Genomic DNA, 16,599 nt, shown 5'->3' with positions numbered 1-16,599 from the left:
GCAACGCGTCAGATCCGGCCCGGCCTGCCGCCCAGACAATCAGGTCGGCAGCCGGTAATAGGTGCGCAGGACGTCAATCCAGTTGCGGTCGAGCCGGTCGGCTGTTTCGATCTGCGGTGCGTCTTCCAGCTCGCTTGAGGTCAGAGCGAGGACCAGATGTGTGCCCTGTTCTGCCTGATATCTCAGCTTTTCGATCGGAACCAAAAGCTGCCGACCAGCAAGGACCTTGCCATTGTCGATCACCAGATGAGTGATCTTGCGCGTCTCGAAATCCACAAGCAGATCCACCAGGGTGCCAAGCTGATTGTCACTTCCAAACACATCCATACCCTTGATCTTGCCATAGTGTTCAAGGGTTTGCGTCAATGTCGTATCGGCAGGCTCAGACTCCATCGAAGCGCTGGCGATGGCCACCATCATAGCGGGCGAAATGGTATTGCCGAACGGGCCGACCACGATGGGCGGCATCGCTGACAGCAAAGACGCATGCTCTTCATGCCATTCGGGGGCCGCCCTGATCTGGCTCTCGTCCGTGTCCAGGGTGAGCGTGCGTGCATCCGTCGACACGTCCGATATCAAACCGGCAGAGACCAGAACCGTGTCGCTGTCGAACCAAGATCCGGTGTCGACCAGCAAATAGACCAGGGTTCGGTCAGAAAGTGAAAAGAAGACGTCCTTGATTGGAAAGGATGCGTCCGCCGCGACAGCGGTAAAGCGGGTCAGATCGTCAAGTGAACGTAGCATGTCATGCCTCCTGCCCAGTTACGATGGCATATGCCAAGGGTCCGGGCCTTGTTCTATCGCAACTTGGCTGAGAAAGGGAACGCCCGGCGGACCGGACCTGGGGATCTCCGCTGAGATGATGAGCGCGGTTCACGCCAGAGAGTTCGACCCATGGTCGTGCCAAACAAGGAATGAACCCGCATCTCGCAAGATCACGCGCTGCCTGGCCAGTGCGCCAGGCGCAGACGCCCTCGACCTGTCGCGGGGGCGGTCCTGCGCGAGGCCCATCCGACATCGCGCAGGATCCCTTACCCTTGCGGATCGACTGCCCTAGCCGGTGCGCGCCCTGGACGCCTGGGAGCCCGCCTTAAGACCGTAGAGAAAGGCCTCGACCAAGGGGGCCGCAGCGGCATTCGGTTCCGTCTGCGGGGTCTCTGCGATGGTGCGCTCGCCCTGCGTTTTGCCTGAGGCGGAGAGCACGCCCAGCAGGATCAGGCCGATCCCTAGATAGATCAGCCCGATCAGTCCGGCCGCGTGCAATGTCCCCAGAACCTGAGACAGATAAATCCAAAGGGCCGTCGTCAGGAAGCCAAGCCCGACAAGTATCGAGAGCGACGCGCAGGTGCCCAAGGCCGCACGTCGGCCGACACGGGCAGAGGCGTCTTTGAGACTGCGCAACATCTTATCTCCTTGCGCCCAGCATGCCGATCAGAAAGCCAATCCCGGCAGCGATGCCCAGGGCCGTAGCCGGTTGACGGACCACGAAATCATTGGCTTCGGCACCGAGCTTGGCCGCCTGATCCTTGGCGTCCGCGACGCGGGCTGCTCCGGTCTCGCGCGCGCCTTCCAGCTTGTCCTGGATCGCACCCTTGGCCCGCTCGCTCTGCGCTGTGCCGATCTCGCCAATCATCGAGGTGAGATTTGCCAGGTCGGTCTTGAGCGTCTCGATCTGGGCCGCAAGATCGCTTGTGTCAGGGGTCGACGTTTTGCCATTTGTCGTTTGGGCGCGTGCCATGACGGGCTCCTTTCGTAGGTGAGTGTTCACCCGATCAACGCAGCAGGGCCGCTCCTTGTTCCGAGAGATTTTAAACGAGGTATCGCCGATTGGTGCGGAGAGCGCCAATCCAACCCGGCCCAACCCCTTCTGTGGGACAAGCCGTTGGCATCAGAAAGTCAGCTGGAAAAGGGGCAAATGGCCCGTACCGGAGCGGGATTTCAACGGTCGGACAGGACAGCCCACGGTTTCACCGACAGCCAGCCCCAGATCCGAGACCCTGAGTTCAAACGGGTCAGGCGGGCTTGTCATAAATCGCGGGTTTGATTTTGAGCTGCCAGTATCCGTCGGGTCAGCCTTAGGCCGCACTCATGCAAGCGGATCACGGCCCGCGCGGCACGGTGGCGCATAGGGAACTCAGGGGCCAGGTTTCCACTGGCCACCGAGAGGCGTTTGAGCGGATCGCGTGCGGTTGGGTCAGCCCTCTGCCGCCGCGATAACAAGCACTTCGACCTTATAGTGCGGCTTGGCCAGCCGCGCCTCTACGCAGACGCGGGTGGGCGGCGTAATGTTGCGCACCCAGTCGTCCCAGGCGCTGTTCATCCCATCATAGTCGGCGATATCGGTCAGCCAGACCTGCACCGAGATGATGTCGTCTTTGCGCGACCCGGCTTGCGCCAGCAACGCATCCACCTTGGAAAACACATCGCGGGATTGCTCGACGATATCGGCATCTTTTAGCTGCGAGACCTGACCCGCCAGATGGATCTGCCCTCCATGCGCGGCAATCGCTGAGAACCGGGCGGACCCGCCGGTCTTGGTGAGTGTGGTTGGCATTTCAGTGTCACCTTCTCTGTTTGACTTGCACTGTCACACCGGTCATACGTCCGGGCAAGATTTAAGCCAAACGCAAATTTATTAATCAAATTTCGTAATTTCTGAAATGATGGACTGTCTTGCCACTCCGCGAAAACGATGGTCGCGATCATATCGGGTTGCGGGCTGCCTGCTGGTGCGATCTGTCTCAATTGGATCCATGCCGATAGACACGCGCTGATTACTGCATGGACCCGGCGCGGTGCCGTTGTATCCGATCGGGGGCCGAACGTTCAGCGGCCAAGCCTCGCATCGCGGGGCGCCGCTAAAGCACCTGGCCAAGGCTGAGTTCGGGGGGCAGAAAATCGCCATCGCCGATGCGCAGCGATGTCTTGCTGTTGCGGTCCATGGCCGGACTGACGCCGAAGCTGTCCCGATAATGGCGACTGAAGACACCAGGGGCTGCGTACCCGACAAGCTGGGCAATCTCGCCGATCGAGGTGTTGGAATAAAGCACGAGCTGGCGTGCCTGCTTCATCCGCATGGTCCGAAAGTACTGCATCGGCGATTGGCCCAGGGCGCGCTTGAAACGCCGTTCAAGCGTGCGCGATGACAATCCGACCTGATCCGCGATATCACCGACCCGCAGTGGCGCGTCGATATTTGCCGCAAACAGACGGATCGCCTTTTCCAACTGCTTTGGCAGCAGATCCGCGCTTTTGGCCGTCGAATAGGCAGGAATTTTCTGCGTGATTGCCGACCCGCGCACGACCGGATGCTGGAACCAGCAGGCGACCTCGGTCATGACATCGCCGCCCACACGGGTCTCGATCAGATCGAGCATCAGATCGAACACCGCAGAGGCACCGGAGGCCGTCACAAAGGGCCCCGCGTCACAGATCAGCGAATCCTGGGTCGGAATGTCGGGAAACGTGGTGCGGAAGGCCCGCTCGTAACACCAGTGCAGCGACACCGGATGGGTGCCGGTCAGACCTGTCGCAGCCAAGGGAAAGATACCCGCGCTGAATGCCCCCAACCTGCCATTGTTGCGCAGAACCCGCTGTAGCGCCGCGCCTGCGACCGCAGGGGCCTCGAACCGGCCTGCCGGGCTGGACGCAAAGAACAGAAAGTCGAGCGATTTGACCTCCGCCAGCGTCATATCCGGCGAAAAGCTTACACCGGCCGATGCCGCCACCGGATCTGGCGTCTCACTGACAACGGCCCAGCGGAACGCATCCGTACCGGTGATCTCATTCGCAGCGCGCAGCGGCTCGATACAGGAGGTCAGGCAGGACATCGGAAATCCAGGAAAGATCAGAATGCCGACCTCAATCGGCTGGACGGTCGGTCTGTTCATGGTCCCCTCCCTGTCTGTGCCCGGCGCGTATGCGCCCGGCACCTCACCTCAAGCGGTGCGGTGTCGCAGGGCGAGGGTAAAGCATCCCGGCAAACGTTCAACGCTTGGGCGCGGACCAAAGACCACGGGGCACTGCGGCCTGCTCCAGATGCCCTAAATTTCATCTTTTCTGTAGTTACTTTCATTTGTTTTAATTTGTCTGAATCAGATACAGGTGTCAATGTCGCCCGAACTCCGAATGTAGTTACGAGGCGGCACTATCATGACCCAGATACACAAAAACCTGATCGCAGGAGAATGGCTGACTGGCGAAGGCGAGATTGAGAACGTCAACCCATCCGACCTCAGCGATATCATCGGTCTCTTTGCCCAAGCCGACGCCGACCAGTTGGAGGCGACGCTGGATCAGGCCCGCGTTGCACAACAGGCTTGGGCAACCTACGGCATCGAACGCAAGCAAGCGGTGCTGAATGCCATCGGGACCGAACTGATGGCGCGCGCGGATGAGCTGGGCACGCTCTTGTCCCGAGAGGAAGGCAAACCCTTTGCCGAGGGCCGGGGCGAGGTCTACCGTGCCGGGCAGTTCTTTACCTATTACGCCGCCGAATGCCTGCGCCAACTGGGCGAAAACGCCGAGTCCGTGCGCCCGGGCGTCGAGGTGGATGTGCGCCGGGAACCGGTGGGTGTGGTGGCCGTCATCAGCCCCTGGAACTTCCCGACGGCAACCGCTTCGTGGAAGATCGCACCGGCCCTTTGTTATGGCAACGCAGTGGTCTGGAAGCCCGCGAACATCACACCGGCCTCGGCCGTGGCCCTGACCGAGATCATCAGCCGTCAAGACATTCCCAAGGGTCTTTTCAGCTTGGTGATGGGCTCGGGCCGATCCATCGGGCAACGGCTTGTCGAAAACCCCAAGGTCAACGCGATCAGCTTCACCGGCTCGGTGCCTGTCGGAAAATCAATCGCCGCCGCGGCCATCGGAAACCTGACCAAGGTCCAGATGGAAATGGGGTCCAAAAACGCCCTGGCCGTGATGGATGACGCGGATCTGGATCTGGCGGTCACTTTGGCGCTTGGCGGGGCGTTCGGAGGCTCGGGGCAAAAATGCACGGCCTCTTCGCGCCTGGTGGTCCATGCCGCCATTCATGACGCTTTTGTCGACAAACTGGTGGCGGGTGCCCGGGCCATGAAGGTGGGTCACGCGCTGGAGGACGGGGTTCAGATGGGGCCGGTGGTCTCCCAGCAACAGCTTGACGAAAACCTGACCTATGTCGATCTTGGCAAATCCGAAGGGGCCGAACTGGTCTGCGGCGGGGCGCGGCTGGAGCTGAACAAACAGGGCTATTACATGAGCCCTGGCGTATTCCTGAATACATCCAACGACATGCGGATCAACCGCGAAGAGATGTTCGCGCCACTCGCCTCGGTCATCAAGGCGGACGGGTACGAACATGCGTTGAGTATCGTGAACGATACGCAATTCGGTCTGACCTCCGGGATTGTGACGACCTCGTTGGCGCGCGCCAGCCATTTCCGCCGCCATGCGCAATCGGGTTGTGTGATGGTGAACCTGCCCACCGCTGGCACGGATTACCATGTGCCCTTCGGTGGGCGTGGCGACAGTTCGTATGGCCCGCGCGAGCAGGGCAAGGCGGCGGCCGAGTTCTATACCACCGTCAAGACGGCCTATATCGCGGCGGGAGATGCTGTGTGATGCGGATCGACAACCTGCAATACGCGAACTGGTCGGAAAAAGTCTTTCGTCAAATGCGCGAGGGCGGCGTGGACGCAGTCCATGTCACCATCGCCTATCACGAGACGTTTCGCGAGACGGTTCTGAATTTCGAGAAATGGAACCGCTGGTTCGAGCAATACCCCGACCTGATCATGAAGGGGCAGTGGGCCAGCGACATTGACCGCGCCCGTGAGACGGGGCGCACCGCGATCTTCTTTGGGTTCCAGAACCCCAGCCCGATCGAGGACGATATCGGTCTGGTGGAGATTTTGCACACGCTTGGCGCACGCTTCATGCAGCTCACCTATAACAATCAGTCGCTGCTGGCCACGGGCTGCTACGAGACCGAGGATACCGGCATCACCCGGATGGGTCGGCAGGTCATCAAGGAGATGAACCGCGTCGGGCTTGTGATCGACATGAGCCATTCGGCGGATCGATCGACCATCCAAGCCGCCGAACTGTCCGAGCGCCCGATCGTCATCAGCCATGCAAACCCGCACGCCTGGTGCCCAGCGCTCCGCAACAAATCAGACGATGTGATCCGCGCCGTGACAGAAAATGGCGGCATGCTTGGGTTTTCGATCTACCCCCATCACCTCAAAGACAAGTCGGACTGCACCCTCGAGAGCTTTTGCGAGATGGTCGCACGCACCGCCGACACCTTTGGGGTGGAGTCTTTGGGCATCGGATCGGATCTCTGCCAGGACCAGCCCGACCAGATCGTCGAATGGATGCGCGTGGGCCGTTGGAGCAAGGACATCGACTATGGCGAAGGCTCGGCCGCCGCGCCGGGGTTCCCGCCGATGCCGTATTGGTTCCGCGACAACCGGGATTTCGGCAATATCGACGCCGGCCTGCGCGCCGTGGGCATGAACGCGGAGGAAGTCGCCTCCATCATGGGCGGCAATTGGTACCGGTTTTTCAAGGATAACTTCACGCCGCAATAAAGCGGCGACACCTGGGCCTGGATCCAGATCCGGATCGGGCCCGTATGACACTTCCAGGGAGGAAACCATGTCAGACGCATCAATCCGTATCCGGATCAAGGGCAACGGGATTAACAGACCCCTCTTTTTGATATCGGGCGGCTTTATCGTGGCCTTTTGCCTTCTGGCTTTGGTCAATCTCGATGCGCTCTCGGCAGCCGTCGATTGGGGGTTTGCCTTTGCGGCAACCTATTTCGGGCTTTACTGGCAGGTCCTGTTGCTGGCCACCTTTCTGATTGGCCTCGTTCTGTGTGTTCTGCCGGGCAGCCGTGCGATCATGGGAGGGCTGGCGAAACCGGAATTCACGACCTTCCAGTGGGGCTCGATGATTATGTGCACGCTCCTGGCCGGGGGCGGCGTGTTTTGGGCGGCGGGCGAACCGATTGCGCATTTCCTGTTTTCGCCGCCGCTCTATGGCGCCGAAGGCGGAACGCCAGAAGCCGTCACCCCTGCCATCGCACAAAGCTTTATGCATTGGGGCTTTCTGGCTTGGGCCATCTTGGGCTCGCTCAGCACTGTGATGCTGATGCATTATCACTATGAAAAAGGGCTGCCCCTGGCGCCGCGCACATTACTGTATCCTGTGTTCGGCGACCGGGCGATCAATGGCCCGATCGGGGTGATCGCCGATGCCTCCGCCATCATTGCGGTGGTCGCGGGCACTGTCGGGCCCATCGGTTTTCTTGGTCTTCAGGTCAGCTATGGGCTGTCGGAGTTGTTCGGGCTTGCCGATGGTTTTGCCACGCAGGCCATGGTCATCGCGGGGCTTGCCGCACTTTACACCATCTCGGCGATGACCGGGCTGTCTCGGGGTATTCAGTTTCTTTCCAAGATCAATGTCCTGCTGGCCGCGGCACTGCTGGTCTTTGTGCTGGTCGCGGGGCCAACCTGGTTCGTGTTTCAGTCGTTCTTCACCGGTTTTGGCGCTTATCTCGGCAACTTCTTTCAGATGGCGCTCTATCGCGGAGATGCCGGTGTCTTTGGCGAACCGGGCTGGCTGGGCTGGTGGACGGTGTTCTTTTGGGGCTGGTTCATGGGCTATGGGCCGCTGATGGCCATGTTCATCGCGCGGGTCTCGCGGGGTCGGTCAATCCGATCGATTATCATCATGCTCTCGATCGTGGCGCCCATCGTGACCAACTTCTGGTTCACGATCATCGGGGGGACCGGCATCTCGATGGAGCTGGCCGCACCGGGCACGATCTCGACCGCGTTTGAAGGCTTCAATCTGCCTGCTGCCCTGCTCGCGATCACAACGAACCTGCCGATGGGCTTTTTCGTGTCGATCCTGTTCCTGATCCTGACCACCATTTTCGTGGCTACGACGGGTGATTCGATGAGCTATGTCATTGCCGCCACGATGAGCGATGGCGACACCCCTTCGACCGCAATTCGGGTGTGCTGGGGCGTGGTCATGGGGATTATGGCCATTATCCTGATCTCAGTCGGCTCCGGCGGGGTCTCAAAGCTGCAAAGCTTTATCGTGGTCACCGCTGTGCCGGTATCGCTCATCTTGCTGCCGTCGCTCTGGGATGCCTTGCGCATCACCTTGGCGAAAGGAAAAGAGAGCTGAGCCCAGCCGTCCCACTTCGGGCACCACTTGGTGCCCGAAGACCTCACCCAAAGCCGCAGAAACGCACCTGATGCCCAGGCGCGGCCAGGTCGGTGCACACCGCGCCCGTCACCTGGTGACGCCGCCCCGATCCACGATGAGACACAGATGATTGTCAGACCTCAACCGTCGGCCTTGCGACTGTTTTTCGTGATGCGCGGCTCGATCCTGAGCAAGATCTATCCAAAAATTTTTCTGTTTGCCGCCTGGGCTGGGCTGATCGACGCCCTCTCGGCAACGTTTGACCGCCTGCCAAACCCGTCAATCTCATCCATGGGGGTGTTCGGCGTTGCCCTTACCCTGTTTTTGGGGTTTCGGAATACGGTCGTTTTTGATCGCTGGTGGGAAGCGCGCAAGCTGTGGGGCGGCATCGTGGCAGGTGCGCGCGCAACATCCCAGGATTGCCTGATACATCTGGGCTGCACGGAAGACCGGCGCGCCATCTTGATGCCTGTCGCGCATTTCTGTCATGCCCATCGCGAAGCGCTGCGAGGTACCACACAGTCGCTCGGTGCCGATGACATGTCCTTGCGCGCGGAGGCCCCCGAAGGGGTCTCAAACGCGGCAGCATATTGGCTCAACCAGGCCGCGCGTGCCTTGAACGCACTCTCGGTGGCGGGCCGGGTCGACGCGGTTGGGCGGCTCTCGCTGGCCACTCGCCTGGCCGAGCTTGCGGCGCAACAAGCCGGCAACGAGCGCATCAAGACAACGCCGGTCCCGTTCGTCTATTCGCTGCTGGTGCGGCGGACCACCTATGTCTACTGCGCGTTCCTGCCCTTCGCGCTGACCGATACGGTTGGGCTGTTTGGGCCCGCAATCATGGCGGTTGTTGCCTATGTGTTTTTCGGGCTACAGGCCGTGACGCGAGAATTGGAGGATCCGTTCACCGTCAACGATAACGCCCTGCCATTGAACGCGATCTGTCGGACCTGTGACAACACGATCCTCGAAACGCTGGGTCAGGTCCCGTTGCCCCCGGTTCAGCCCAGGAACTTCATCCTGGACTGAGACGGGCCCGATGCGAACACCCCACAAAACACCACCGTTCTGTCACCCGCTGTTCCGCCTCCGACGCGCCAAAAATGGAGGCTCCGCCCTGTCAGAACGCGGGGTAACACGGCCGTTCATGCAGGCTGAAACCTGTTTGAATCCCGGCTTTGAGCCATTACGCTGATCCTATGGACAACAAGATCGCCCGCAACCTGTCGCTCAGGCATTTTCGCGCCTTTGTCCATGTCGCCGAATGCGGATCATTCAGCCGTGCGGCGACGGTCATGGCGATCTCCCAACCCGCCCTCACCCTCAGTATACAGCAATTCGAGGATATTGTGGGGGTTCCCTTGCTCTTGCGGACCACGCGGTCGGTGTCGGTAACAGCGCAGGGTGAAGAGCTCCTGCCCAAAGCCCAGGCCATCCTGCGGGAGGTCGATGCGGCGATCCTGTCGGCACGGGCCAGCGCCGAACGGCAAGACAATCGGATCCGAATAGCTGCCCTGCCCTCGGTCGCCATCCGGGTCCTGCCGAAGGCTATTCGCAGCTATGCCGCGCTGGCGCCGGACGTGACAGTCCATACTCAGGACGACAATGGGCGCGGGGTCGAAACCCAGGTTCTGAACGGTGCTGCGGATTTCGGCATCTCGAACATATGGTCGAACACTCCAGACCTCTCGTTCCGCCCCTTCATCCGTGACCGGATGGGGCTGATCTGCCGGGCCGATCACGATCTGGCCGGGCGTGACACTCCGCTCAGATGGAGTTGCCTGGCCGATCTGTCCTTCGTGGGCATGGCCGAAGATACCGGGATCAGCCGCCTGACCCGCGACCGCGATGCGTTGCCCGAATCGGTCCGGAACCCCGATTTCACCGTCTTGACCATCTCTGCCCTGGTTGGGTTGGTCGAGAATGGCACGGCAGTTACCGCCCTTCCCGCGCTGGCAGCACCCGATTACCTCAACCCCTCGCTGGTCTACAGACCGCTCTCCGGGCCGGTGCTTTATCGCGAGTTGCAGCTCATCGCGCCCCGGTCGCGCCCGCTATCCGGGGCGGCACAAGCCTTTCTTCGGCATTTGCTGGACAGCGGGCCGTCGCTTTCGGCCTCATTTTCCGACCACACGGTCGAAGCAATACACCCAGAGGATTGATTTATAAGACCTGCTTATGGATTGCTCGAATCTTCAAATTTTACTTTGACATCCGTCTGCTCAAAGCTTTGCCCCACAGCAACAGTCGTTGGGGAGGACGGGACATGTTTGCAGCCTTATCGGATAAAATGCGGCCCGAGGCCGAGGTGATGGATCTTGCGCGGCTGGGATCGCTGCATTCCTCCACGCTCAGCTTCATGCGCACATTGGTGCGGCGGATCATGAAAGAGGAATGGGTCATCACCCGCGACCGCTTTGACCTGGATGAGCACGGTTACGGAACGGCGATCTACGGGATCGAAACACCGCGCGACAGATACAGCTTCGTGCTGTTTTCCGAATATCTGTCGGACGAAGACCGCAATGACCGGGTGATCGCGACGCGCTGGGATCTGACGATGGCGCTGTGCGAAGGCCAGGTTGATGACGTCTGGCTGGAAGAGTTGCATCGCAACGTGCCCAAACAGGAGGCCGGGCGCGTGGATGCGCGGGTGTTCAGCCTGTCGCGCGCCAATCGCAGTTCGCGCCTGTTTAGCTATGTGCTGGACGAGCTTTGCGCCGGTCGGCAACCGGATGCAGACCGGATTGCGGATGTCGGATATCTCTACCGGACCACCGCGGTCTATGGCAGCGGCAAGCTGGGAATGGCCGACTGGAATAAGGTGCGCGCGAAATTCGCCGATTTCGATCGCCCCTTCGCGCCCGAGATGTTCATCTGTTACATGCTGCGCCAGTTCAGCCTGGACCAGATCGATCATATCGCCATGGCGCGCGCCCCACACATGGCCGTTGCCCTGGATGATCGGCTGAAACGCTTTTTCGGGATCGGCAATTCCACTGGCCTGGGTATGGCGCCTTACCTGGTCAATCATGGCGAACTGTTCAGCCAATGGGTGGCAATGCGCGAGGCCGCCCTGGCACAGGTTCTGCACAAGGCAACGCCGACCGATTGGCGCATCGGTCTTTTTCACGACCTGGTGAGCCGCGCCAAACAGCATTTCGCGGAAAGCCGGACCAGCGACGCCGAGCAGATCGAGCGCAACCGCGTGCTGATTGCGGAACTGCCGCTGGTCGATGCATGGATGACAGCTCAGGGCGCTTCGCTTGAGACCTGGTCGGTTCTGTCGGATCATGCACGCGACAGCTGGAGCCTGGAGACACAGGAACTGATCCACGCTATCTGCCTGGAAATCCATCCTGAGCTTGTGAACGATCTGGAGGAGCGGTTTGCCGTCACACCGAACCCGGTGATTGACCCCGCGATGAGCACGGCCGAGCTTCGCGATGTGATCGAAACCCGCTATGACTGGGCGTTGGAGATCGACTTTTCAGACCCGGCCAATTCGGATGCGTTCTGGTATCGGTCCGAAGAAAAGCTTGAACCGCGCCTGGGTTTTGCCGGTGCCGACCCGGGTGTTGAAAAGCAAATGCCCCTGCCCATCGGTCGCCGGGTGCGGGCGTGCTATGATCTATTGATCGAAGATCTCGAGGTGCATCCTGACAGCGATGTGGTGCATTTCCTGCTGCGCCATCCAGCGCTGAAAAGTATCGTCCGCCGCATCCAGACCATGTCGCGACAGACCTATGCTGAAATCCGCGCAAATCTGGCGGACCGTCATGTTCGCCCCATGGATCTGCTGCGCTGCAAACTGGCCTTTTTCGGTGTCAGCAAATTCGATCCGCGCTCCAAGCTTTGGGTTCGCAACACGATGTATCAGGGCGCCCCGCTGATCGACGATATCGGGCAGACTTATGACAGCTGGTTCCTGCCGTTGAAACCCGAGATGTCGGAGGCCGCAGCATGAGAGTATCCCGCAATGAGATGATCGCCGCCTTGTCACGGGCCTATGAAGGGGCAGGGCATGATATCGGCGATTACGAAGATGCAGCCCAGCTTGTCACGTGGTCGCATATGTGTGGCCTGGGTGGGTTCGACCGCATCCCGCTGCCGCCGACGGCCCCAACGGACAGCGCGCCGCCGCAGCTGGTTTTTGAAAACGACGATATCGCGGTTATCGACGCCAGAGAGGCCGACATCTGCGAACACGGTTCTTTGGCGGCGCATCTGGCCTGTGCAAAGGCGCGCAAGACCGGCTTTGCCATCGTCGAGCTTGCCAATTGCCGCTTTCCCGATCTGATCCTGCACGCCTTGTCGCAGGTCGCGCAACAGGATGTGTTCATCTGTGCCTATTGGACGGACCCGGCTGGATCGCATGGCGCCAGTTTCGAAGCGGGGGCGGCATTTCCACATTACTGGCGTATCGAAGCTCCGGAGGCCGCCAAGGATCTCTCGACGGTGACGATCATCTGCACCAATCGGCCGGCCTTGCTGGCGGATGCGGTCACACGCCAGGCAGAGCACCCGGAGTTAGAGCGTTTTGAAGTATCCGCGGCGCAGTTGGCTGCCAATTATACACAAGCGCTGGAACGCGGCATCGAGATACCTCCGGCTCGTTGGGATGCTCTGAACGCCGCGGCCTGGCCGATCCTGGTTCCCACCGATCAACAATCCAGAGCCGGGGCCGGGCCCGCCTGATCGGGGCGCGTACGATCCTCGGCCACCCGCGAAACGATGGCCTGCGGAACAGGCGGCAAGCCCATCGGGGCGGTCGCCCGTTTTCCTGCGAGATTGCGGCGCCCTGCCCTTGGGCGAGGTCAGACCGGGCCCCGCAGCGAGGCGGTCACCTCGATCAGGACCGGCGCGTTTCTGGGGAGGCTTTTGACACCGATGACAGCGCGCGTATGGCGCCCGGCATCCCCCAGCGTCGCGATCAGATATTGCGAGGCCCCATCGGCGACCGACGAGATATCCGAAAAGGTATCATCATGCGCCACATAGCAGGTCAGACGCAGCAGACGATTGAGGTTCTCCAGCCCGCCCGCTGACCGGTTCAGCCAAGCCAAGGCCTGCTGCGCGCAAATCCGCGCCGCGACTGCCGCCTGCTCGACCCCGACATCACTGCCAACCTTACCGACATAGGCAAGGCGTCCATTCTGTTTGGGGATCTGCCCGGCCAGATAGGCAGTGCCGCCTTCAATCGTGACCAGATCATAGGGATAGCGCGTGCCTTCGGGGGTGGGCAAGCTCGGGATGACCTTCGTCAGATCCACCACTGGATCGGCCTCGTCGGCGGCAAACCGCGTCGGTGTCTCAGTCATGCTCCGCCCCTTTCCGATCGCGGCCCAAACGGCTCGTATCTTTGAAAAAGCCATACACAGATTATCGCGGCGAGACCCAGCGCGCTTAGCACAAGGCTGGGTGTGATCATCAAAACAGCCGAGATCAGGAACGCACCGCGCCCCAACCAGCGCAGCGGACGGCCGCCCAGCCAGCCGGTCAGCATGATTGACAGGCATACGATGGCAATGCCCGATCGCGCCAGTACCACAACAAGGTCCGTCCATGTGCCCTGCCCCAGAAGCTCAGGGTTCGCCACGAACAGAAACGGAATGACATAGGCCGGGACGCCCAACGCAAAGGCCCGCCACCCCACCGAGGTCGAGCTTGTCCCAGCGATAGGGGCGGCTGCAAAGGCGGCCACCGCCACGGGCGGCGTGATCTGTCCCAGCACCGCATAATAGAACACAAAGAGATGCGCGGCGAGCGGATCGGCCCCCAGATCCACCAGAGCCGGCGCGACCAGCGTGGCCTGAATGATGTAGGCGGGTGTCGTCGGCATCCCCATGCCAAAGATGAACGCCGCCACCATTGCCAGAAACAGGGCCGCATAGAGATTGCCGTCGGCAAAAGCGATGACCAGACTGCTGAATCGAAAGCCCAGCCCCGAAATCTGCACGATCCCGACTATGATACCGGCCGAAGCGCAGGCGATCGCCACCGTCACCCCGGCCCGCGCGCCCAGTTCAAGCCCCTTGGCCAACACCGCGGGCGACACCCGGGTCGAGCGGCGCAAGAACGGCGTCGCAAGCGTTGCCATCACGCCGAAGAAGGCAGACAGGGTCGGTGTGTAGCCCATCATCAGAAAGCTCATGATCACCACCAGTGGCAACAGAAAGGTCCATCCGGCCTTGAATTCGCGCCACGTCGCGCCGCGCGCGCTGCGCTGCATCGGTTGCAACCCATGTTTCAGCGCCTCCCAATGCACGGCGGCAAAGAGCGACGCAAAAAAGAGCAGTGCGGGCAAGGCTGCGGCGGTGATGACCTCCTGGTAGCTGACGCCCAGGATTGCGGCCATCAGGAATGCGGCTGCCCCCATGATCGGCGGGGTGATTTGCCCGCCGGTGGACGCGACCGCCTCGACGGCACCGGCAAAGGTCTTGGGATAGCCAAGCCGTTTCATCATCGGGATGGTAATGGCGCCGGTCGTGGCGACATTGGCGACAGAGCTGCCAGACATCGTGCCCATCAACGCGCTGGCGACAACCGCCATCTTGGCGGGCCCCCCGCGAGTTGCCCCCGTTGCCGCCTTGGTGACATTCACAAAGAAGTCCCCACCGCCAATCACCTGTAACAGGGCACCGAAAACCACGAAGAGAAAGATGAAGTTGGTCGACACTCCGAGGGCCACGCCAAAGATGCCCTCAAAACTGAAATACATCTGATCGACGAACTCATTAAGATCCACCCCGCTATGGGCAAGGGGGCGCAGGATTTCCACATGCCGCAGGCTCGGACCGAGAAATCCATAAAGAATGAAGACAAGACAGAGGCCGGTAATCGCCATCCCAAGCGTGCGCCGGGTCAGTTCCAGCACCAACACGACCGTTCCTATGGCAACGAAAAGCTCCATCGGTGTCGCCGACTGGGTCCAGGGCGGGCGGACCACGATTGAGCTGTGAAATACGATCAGGTAGCCGACACAGATGATCGAGAGCGCGACCAGCACCCCATCGACACCCTTGCGTACGGTGCCGCCGACCATCCCATAGATCAAAAAGCCAATGACCAGCGACAACAGCAAATGCGTGCCGCGCAGGACCAGATCGGGCAGCAACACAAACGGCGACGCCACGATCAGATGAAAAAGCGCCAGGCAGACGGCCAGGGCCGCGATGGTTTTATCGAGGGTCAAGGGCATCGGTTCGTTCTTTCACGCAAGCTCAGGCAGACAGCTATCCGGCGCCGCGCCGGGCGATACCCGGTAGGCCAGGACCGCAAAGGCACCGCGCGCGGGCATGGGCGCCCGCGCGCTGCACGACGATCAGTTCAACACAGGGGCGTCCATCGCTATGCCCTGTTCTTCAAAGAACCGCGCAGCCCCTGGGTGGATCGGCACGAACATCCCCCGACCGGCTGTGTCGGTATCGATGTAATCGAGCAGGGCGTGCGTTCTCTGAAAGCGCTCCAGGTTGTTCCAGATGGCCGATGTAACCCGGTAGGCGGTCTCGTCCGCCATATCCTCGGATGCAAAAAGAAAGGTCGAGGTTCCGACAGACACTGCCGGTTCGGTCTGTCCCTGATAGAGGCCAACCGGAAGCGTCACCTTCTCAAAACCGCCGCCATGCCGCTCAAGATATTCGGCAACGCGCTCTTCATCCAGCGATAGCACCCGGATCTCGCGGGCGGTTTCTGTGGCCAGCACGGTCGAGTGGGGATAAAGCGCGACCCACATCACAGCATCGAGCTGACCATCGCGCAATGCGTTTTGCGACTCGCTCCAGCTTAGATGGTGGACCCGTCCCCCATCTACTTGGAGATCCTCAATCGTCATGCCATGCACATCGAGAAGGTTGTTGAACGCGTTCCAGGATGTCTGTCCGGGTTGGCCCGCGCTGATTTGTCGGCCCACCAGATCCTCGATTGTGTAGATATCAGAGGACGCGTCGACCCAGATCTGAATAGCGCTGGGGAAAAAAGTCATTAACCCGCGCACATTTTTGATCGGGTTGTCCGGCGTGGCCGGATCCCGCCCGGCCCAGGCGTCGGTTGCATTGCTGGCGGATGTGATGCCCAGATCGGCATCGCCCGCCGCAACCCGCAACAGATTGGGACCGGAGCCCCCCGGTTGAACACCCACGATGCTGCGGGGGAACTCGTCGCGCATCAGATCGCCAAGCCCGGTGGCCACCACATTAAAGGTGCCCCCGCTCGGCCCACCACCGATATTGAGAAATGCCGGGTCTTCGGCAAAGGACGCGGTGGCCACCGAGATGGATGCGGTTGCAAGAACGGCTGCGGTGGCGGCGCGCAGAAGGCAACGGCGGTTGAGTAAACGGTTCATTCAGAGTCTCCCTGTTTTCAAGACGCATGAAGGCGCGGGAACTCCAGTGC

Annotated in this window: 15 protein-coding genes; 7 read left to right on the top strand and 8 right to left on the bottom strand. The window is 60.8% G+C overall.

Features of this window, described 5'->3' with window-relative positions:
* Positions 1 to 39: 39 nt before the first annotated feature.
* The 5 genes from HEP69_RS03825 to HEP69_RS03805 form a co-directional block, all read right to left on the bottom strand.
* The gene (locus tag HEP69_RS03825; RefSeq protein WP_290557194.1) at positions 40 to 744 is read right to left on the bottom strand and encodes a PRC-barrel domain-containing protein; all 705 of its coding nucleotides are present in this window, start codon (positions 742 to 744) and stop codon (positions 40 to 42) included.
* Positions 745 to 1,053: 309 nt separating this feature from the next.
* Positions 1,054 to 1,404 (bottom strand): hypothetical protein, encoded by a 351-nt coding sequence (locus HEP69_RS03820; protein ID WP_290557193.1) that lies wholly within the window; start codon positions 1,402 to 1,404, stop codon positions 1,054 to 1,056.
* A 1-nt stretch (position 1,405) separates the two neighbouring features.
* On the bottom strand, positions 1,406 to 1,738 hold the full coding sequence (locus tag HEP69_RS03815) for a DUF883 domain-containing protein (protein ID WP_290557192.1): 333 nt from the start codon (positions 1,736 to 1,738) through the stop codon (positions 1,406 to 1,408).
* 456 nt (positions 1,739 to 2,194) lie between these two features.
* Complete coding sequence (locus HEP69_RS03810) at positions 2,195 to 2,554, bottom strand: RidA family protein (RefSeq protein ID WP_290557191.1); 360 nt, start codon at positions 2,552 to 2,554, stop codon at positions 2,195 to 2,197.
* Positions 2,555 to 2,858: 304 nt separating this feature from the next.
* Positions 2,859 to 3,890, bottom strand: a complete 1,032-nt coding sequence (locus HEP69_RS03805) for a helix-turn-helix domain-containing protein (RefSeq protein WP_290557190.1) — start codon at positions 3,888 to 3,890, stop codon at positions 2,859 to 2,861.
* Between the two features lie 262 nt (positions 3,891 to 4,152).
* Between HEP69_RS03805 and HEP69_RS03800 the strand changes: the two genes are divergently transcribed.
* The 7 genes from HEP69_RS03800 (at position 4,153) to HEP69_RS03770 (ending at position 12,903) form a co-directional block, all read left to right on the top strand.
* Positions 4,153 to 5,604: an aldehyde dehydrogenase family protein gene (locus HEP69_RS03800; protein WP_290557189.1), complete on the top strand. Its 1,452-nt coding sequence runs from the start codon at positions 4,153 to 4,155 to the stop codon at positions 5,602 to 5,604.
* Positions 5,604 to 6,575, top strand: a complete 972-nt coding sequence (locus HEP69_RS03795) for a membrane dipeptidase (protein ID WP_290557188.1) — start codon at positions 5,604 to 5,606, stop codon at positions 6,573 to 6,575. The genes HEP69_RS03800 and HEP69_RS03795 overlap by 1 nt, the downstream gene beginning before the upstream one ends.
* 67 nt (positions 6,576 to 6,642) lie before the next feature.
* The gene (locus HEP69_RS03790) at positions 6,643 to 8,187 is read left to right on the top strand and encodes a BCCT family transporter (RefSeq protein ID WP_290557187.1); all 1,545 of its coding nucleotides are present in this window, start codon (positions 6,643 to 6,645) and stop codon (positions 8,185 to 8,187) included.
* A 147-nt stretch (positions 8,188 to 8,334) separates the two neighbouring features.
* Complete coding sequence (locus tag HEP69_RS03785; protein WP_290557186.1) at positions 8,335 to 9,234, top strand: bestrophin family ion channel; 900 nt, start codon at positions 8,335 to 8,337, stop codon at positions 9,232 to 9,234.
* 170 nt (positions 9,235 to 9,404) lie between these two features.
* Complete coding sequence (locus HEP69_RS03780) at positions 9,405 to 10,367, top strand: LysR family transcriptional regulator (RefSeq protein WP_290557185.1); 963 nt, start codon at positions 9,405 to 9,407, stop codon at positions 10,365 to 10,367.
* A gap of 104 nt (positions 10,368 to 10,471) precedes the next feature.
* Positions 10,472 to 12,172, top strand: a complete 1,701-nt coding sequence (locus HEP69_RS03775; protein ID WP_290557184.1) for a hypothetical protein — start codon at positions 10,472 to 10,474, stop codon at positions 12,170 to 12,172.
* A complete protein-coding gene (locus HEP69_RS03770; RefSeq protein ID WP_290557183.1) occupies positions 12,169 to 12,903 on the top strand; it encodes a DUF3726 domain-containing protein in 735 nt (244 codons plus the stop codon). The genes HEP69_RS03775 and HEP69_RS03770 overlap by 4 nt, the downstream gene beginning before the upstream one ends.
* 119 nt (positions 12,904 to 13,022) lie before the next feature.
* On the opposite strand, the gene HEP69_RS03765 is transcribed toward HEP69_RS03770, so the two are convergent.
* The 3 genes from HEP69_RS03765 to HEP69_RS03755 all read right to left on the bottom strand — a co-directional run bounded on the left by HEP69_RS03765 (position 13,023) and on the right by HEP69_RS03755 (position 16,549).
* A complete protein-coding gene (locus HEP69_RS03765; protein WP_290557182.1) occupies positions 13,023 to 13,526 on the bottom strand; it encodes a RidA family protein in 504 nt (167 codons plus the stop codon).
* On the bottom strand, positions 13,523 to 15,406 hold the full coding sequence (locus HEP69_RS03760; RefSeq protein WP_290557181.1) for a TRAP transporter fused permease subunit: 1,884 nt from the start codon (positions 15,404 to 15,406) through the stop codon (positions 13,523 to 13,525). Before HEP69_RS03760 ends, HEP69_RS03765 begins: the two co-directional genes overlap by 4 nt.
* Positions 15,407 to 15,529: 123 nt before the next feature.
* The gene (locus HEP69_RS03755; RefSeq protein ID WP_290557180.1) at positions 15,530 to 16,549 is read right to left on the bottom strand and encodes a TAXI family TRAP transporter solute-binding subunit; all 1,020 of its coding nucleotides are present in this window, start codon (positions 16,547 to 16,549) and stop codon (positions 15,530 to 15,532) included.
* Positions 16,550 to 16,599 lie beyond the last annotated feature (50 nt).

Origin of the sequence: Aestuariivita sp. (assembly GCF_021404545.1) — a bacterium.
In the GTDB taxonomy this organism is placed as follows: domain Bacteria; phylum Pseudomonadota; class Alphaproteobacteria; order Rhodobacterales; family Rhodobacteraceae; genus Aestuariivita.
Note: the sequence above shows the minus strand (reverse complement) of the source record. Positions and strands in the feature narration are given on the sequence as shown.

Coding starts and splice junctions, on each gene's coding strand:
- HEP69_RS03820 (WP_290557193.1), bottom strand. CDS start 1,404: ATGTTGCGCAGTCTCAAAGACGCCTCTGCCCGTGTCGGCCGACGTGCG.
- HEP69_RS03765 (WP_290557182.1), bottom strand. CDS start 13,526: ATGACTGAGACACCGACGCGGTTTGCCGCCGACGAGGCCGATCCAGTG.
- HEP69_RS03755 (WP_290557180.1), bottom strand. CDS start 16,549: ATGAACCGTTTACTCAACCGCCGTTGCCTTCTGCGCGCCGCCACCGCA.
- HEP69_RS03775 (WP_290557184.1), top strand. CDS start 10,472: ATGTTTGCAGCCTTATCGGATAAAATGCGGCCCGAGGCCGAGGTGATG.
- HEP69_RS03780 (WP_290557185.1), top strand. CDS start 9,405: ATGGACAACAAGATCGCCCGCAACCTGTCGCTCAGGCATTTTCGCGCC.
- HEP69_RS03805 (WP_290557190.1), bottom strand. CDS start 3,890: ATGAACAGACCGACCGTCCAGCCGATTGAGGTCGGCATTCTGATCTTT.
- HEP69_RS03810 (WP_290557191.1), bottom strand. CDS start 2,554: ATGCCAACCACACTCACCAAGACCGGCGGGTCCGCCCGGTTCTCAGCG.
- HEP69_RS03760 (WP_290557181.1), bottom strand. CDS start 15,406: ATGCCCTTGACCCTCGATAAAACCATCGCGGCCCTGGCCGTCTGCCTG.
- HEP69_RS03815 (WP_290557192.1), bottom strand. CDS start 1,738: ATGGCACGCGCCCAAACGACAAATGGCAAAACGTCGACCCCTGACACA.
- HEP69_RS03785 (WP_290557186.1), top strand. CDS start 8,335: ATGATTGTCAGACCTCAACCGTCGGCCTTGCGACTGTTTTTCGTGATG.
- HEP69_RS03770 (WP_290557183.1), top strand. CDS start 12,169: ATGAGAGTATCCCGCAATGAGATGATCGCCGCCTTGTCACGGGCCTAT.
- HEP69_RS03795 (WP_290557188.1), top strand. CDS start 5,604: ATGCGGATCGACAACCTGCAATACGCGAACTGGTCGGAAAAAGTCTTT.
- HEP69_RS03800 (WP_290557189.1), top strand. CDS start 4,153: ATGACCCAGATACACAAAAACCTGATCGCAGGAGAATGGCTGACTGGC.
- HEP69_RS03825 (WP_290557194.1), bottom strand. CDS start 744: ATGCTACGTTCACTTGACGATCTGACCCGCTTTACCGCTGTCGCGGCG.
- HEP69_RS03790 (WP_290557187.1), top strand. CDS start 6,643: ATGTCAGACGCATCAATCCGTATCCGGATCAAGGGCAACGGGATTAAC.